Source organism: Bacillus sp. EKM202B (assembly GCF_011066025.1).
Classification (GTDB): domain Bacteria; phylum Bacillota; class Bacilli; order Bacillales; family Bacillaceae_G; genus Bacillus_A; species Bacillus_A toyonensis.
Map to the genome: position 1 here is coordinate 1 of NZ_JAAMNK010000074.1, position 4,168 is coordinate 4,168.

Sequence of the window (4,168 nt, forward strand, 5' to 3'; positions counted from 1 at the left end):
CCGACATATGGTAATGTGTCTGGAGCAGTAGATGATTTAGTATCTACTTGGAATGAGAAGTATGCATCAACACATTCATTACCTGCAAGAATGCAGTATACAGAATCTATGGTATATAGTAAATCACAAATTGCAAGTGCTCTTAATGTCAACGCTAAATATCTTGATAACAGTCTAAACATTGACTTTAATGCAGTTGCAAATGGAGAGAAAAAAGTGATGGTTGCGGCATATAAGCAAATATTTTATACCGTAAGTGCTGAACTACCTAACAATCCATCTGATCTTTTTGATAACAGTGTTACGTTTGATGAGTTGACTCGTAAAGGGGTAAGTAATACGGCTCCGCCTGTTATGGTGTCAAATGTAGCCTATGGTAGAACCGTTTATGTAAAATTAGAAACATCATCTAAAAGTAAAGATGTACAAGCTGCTTTTAAAGCTCTAATTAAGGGTCAAGGCGTTGAAGCGAGTGGACAGTACAAAGATATTTTTGAAGAAAGTACCTTTACCGCTGTAGTATTAGGCGGAGATGCAAAAGAGCATAACAAAGTTGTTACAAAAGATTTTAATGAAATCCGAAATATTATTAAAGATAATGCAGAATTAAGTTCTAAAAATCCAGCTTACCCAATTTCATATACAAGCACTTTCTTAAAAGATAATGCAACTGCTGCTGTTCATAACAATACAGATTATATTGAGACGACAACTACAGAATATTCAAGTGCTAAAATGACGCTTGATCATTACGGTGCATATGTTGCTCAATTTGATGTATCTTGGGATGAATTTTCATATGATCAAAATGGGAAAGAAGTATTAACACATAAAACTTGGGAAGGAAACAACCAAGATAAAACGGCTCATTACTCTACAGTAATACCACTTCCACCGAATTCAAAAAATGTAAAAGTCGTAGCGAGAGAATGTACAGGTCTTGCATGGGAATGGTGGAGAACCATTATTAATGAACAAAATGTTCCATTAACAAATGAAATAAAAGTTTCAATTGGAGGAACAACTTTATACCCAACTGCTAATATTAGTCATTAGGTAGAAGTGAAGCACCCTGTTTACAGGGTGCTTTTTTACATGGTCACAAGTATATTGGGATCTTTTTCAAATATAGCATACTCATCAGATAGCGATGGAGTGTAGCCTCATTATAATTTTTAGACCAAATGATATATACTTCCTTTCACTTTCTAATTTGTTCCTCTATCTATCATAATTTCCATGAAATTCTTAATAAACTGTTTTTGATTTAATTTTAATCCAATTCTAGCTCCCTCAGCTTTTGCACCTGGTCGAAAATCTGCGACAGTCTGTCCCCTTAAAGATTCTAAATCAATCTCTACTTTTCGATACATGTATTGAAGAAAATCTGGATTGACAATTGCACTCATCGCAACAACATCATGTAAAGGAGCGCCTTTAATACTAGGGTTTAATTTTTTGTAGGCACTAAAATAATAATCATAAATTGGTTTAATTAATGATTTAAATGGGGTAGTAGTGTGTTCTGCAATATATTCTGCTTCATTTGGAAGTAAAATAGCTGAATTTGTTACGTTTAAAGGAATTATTGTTAAATTTTTAGATTGATTAATTACAAACCGGGTTGAAACTGGATCACCATATGCATTTGCTTCAGCTACAGGTGAGACGTTTCCTGGTTGAAGAAATACCCCGGACATTATGTATATTTCTTTTATGCTTTGCATTGTTTCTTTCCAAAGGTTTAAAGCGATTGCAAGAGAAGTGGATCTACCTACATCAACAATTGTTAATTCTTCCTTATATTTTTCAACAATTGACAGAATTAGACTAAAATTATGAATAGGAATTGATGCTACACTTTCTGGTGGTTGGATAGGTCCAAGGCCTTCTGCACCATGTATTTCTGGATAATAAGCAGTGAAACCATCAAGAAATGGTAAAGAGGCACCACTTATAACAGGGATATCTGTTCTTCCAGCTAATTGTAATAAGTAAACAGCATTTCGAGTCGTTTGTTCTTTTGTAACATTTCCGTAACTTGTAACAATTCCAACAATCTCAATTTCAGGATGCAATAAACCGTATATAATTGCCAAAGAATCATCTATACCTGGGTCACCAAATAATAATACTTTTTTCAAGGGGGCTCTCCCTTCTTACATAACTTAATATTTAATAAGACAAGCTCTATATTATATATGTAAGAAGACCATATATTTATGATTTATATTTTTATAATTGTTAAAGATGGTTATTCTTGGAGTTTCCTGTCTTTATTTAAATGTTTATATTAATGTAATAGCATGTGATAATAGACATGTTTGTTTAGAAAACCTAGTTTATGTAGAAATAAAATTGACTTTTTATTACTTATTTCACTTGTGGGGTCTTTTCGAAATACTGGCCGAAACCCTATAAAGAACCTTTGATTTGTGCTCTTTTCATATGCTATTTTAGAAAGGGATATTATGATGAAAAAAAGTAGTATAAATATAAGCATATCAATTTCAATACCTATTTTATTAATCATATGTTTTATTAATGTTAAATACAGAATCATATTAACTGCATTATTTGGAGCTTCGATTTTTTCAACAACATTTCTTTGTGCGATTGGATTTATCCTAGCAGTTTTATCATATATAGAAAACAAAAATATTTGGGCAAAAATCGGAATAATGTTAAACGTATTGGTATTTTTTATTCCTCTTATTTGGATTTTTGTATGAAAAAATCTACAAAGAAAAAAGATAAGATTGGGAACACAATCTTATCTTTGGCACAAGGAGTAAACAAAAGGAATAACCATCATATTTTTATTATACTTAAATTTTTGCTGATTTTTAATATTAAAACCATAATCAACAAGAGTATTTATATTGAGAAAGTAATTACAAACTTTATTGTAAATGTTATAAAAATGAAAATAAACTTTCACTTGCCTCTAAATATTGAATTAATAGAATTTTTTTATCGAATTTTTTTAATGTCTTGAACAATTTCGTCATAAGGAGTATTTTCGACACCTGAATATTTTTTTAGAACTTTTCCATTTTTGTCAATCAGATAAAAACTTGTACCATGTATAACTTGTGTATCATTTTCCGGTTTAGTTACAAGTGATTGGAAGTTTTCTTTAGCAAACTTTTCAATATCTGCTCTTTTATATCCCGTGAGGAAATGAGTCCTACTTCCATCCATTTCATAGGCCTTCATAAATTCTGTTATTTTTTCTGGTGTGTCTACTTCAGGATCCACACTAAATGATACAAATTCTACATCTTTAATCCCGTCCGTATTCAACATTCTCTGGAGTTTTGCCATATTTGCTGTCATAGGTGGACAAACTGTTTGGCAACTTGTAAAGAAGAAATCAGCTACCCAAATTTTATCTTGTAACTCAGCCGATCCAAATGGCTTTCCATTTTGATCTGTAAATGAGAACTTCTGCACATCCCAATCTAGTGAATTGTTGAGTTTTGCATCTTTGCATGCTCCTAGAGCTATAACTGTGAATATAAGTATAAGTGATCTAATGAAATTCATTTTTTTCATATGTATTTATCTCCTTTCAATTTCTATAGATTTTACGGAATGGTTATATGAACTACCCAATACTCGGTAGTATTTACTTTGGTTAATTTTTATTTTTAATAGCCGCCGAATTAATCATAACAAAACCGAATGAATCCCCTTGTTTCAGGGTATTTATACTACTACTATGCGTACAGCTTCCTCTTTGATGTTTATAGTTTACAAGACTGCTTATAATTAAGATTGTTAGGTATGATAAGAGTGAGAAAACACCATATATTTGGATAACGTGTTAAAAATAGAGTTAACTATAGTATAAATTAAAGATTAAATTATACATATTGAGAAAATATTTTAGAGATTGAATATTAAGATTTCCCCTATTAAAATTAAATTTGAAATGAAAGGATAATCTGTAAGCATGGCCCTTATGTAGAAAAGAGATAGGACTATTTCTATCTCTTTTTGTTATGCTGGCAGTTTATCATTTTAGCCAAGAAGACTCCTTCCTCAAGGAACGCGAAGTGAGTAGGTGGGAGATGAATTGGCTTCGGACAAGGGATGGCAGGAAGCCATCTTAATTGTTCGACATACATAAACTGTTACTTTACTACCTATCGAATGTACGTTT

3 protein-coding genes are annotated in these 4,168 nt (G+C 31.6%); 1 reads left to right on the forward strand and 2 read right to left on the reverse strand.

Going from position 1 to position 4,168, the window contains the following annotated elements; all coding sequences use genetic code 11:
• On the forward strand, positions 1-1,056 hold a 1,056-nt coding region (locus tag G9F74_RS29255; RefSeq protein WP_165406419.1), incomplete at its 5' end, for a thiol-activated cytolysin family protein.
• 152 nt (positions 1,057-1,208) lie between these two features.
• Here G9F74_RS29255 and G9F74_RS29260 read toward each other — a convergent pair.
• Entirely contained in the window at positions 1,209-2,144 is a 936-nt protein-coding gene (locus tag G9F74_RS29260; RefSeq protein WP_070189647.1) for a nucleoside hydrolase, read from the reverse strand.
• 829 nt (positions 2,145-2,973) lie between these two features.
• Positions 2,974-3,558, reverse strand: coding sequence for an SCO family protein (locus G9F74_RS29265; RefSeq protein ID WP_016107096.1), 585 nt, complete (start codon positions 3,556-3,558; stop codon positions 2,974-2,976).
• Positions 3,559-4,168: the final 610 nt, after the last annotated feature.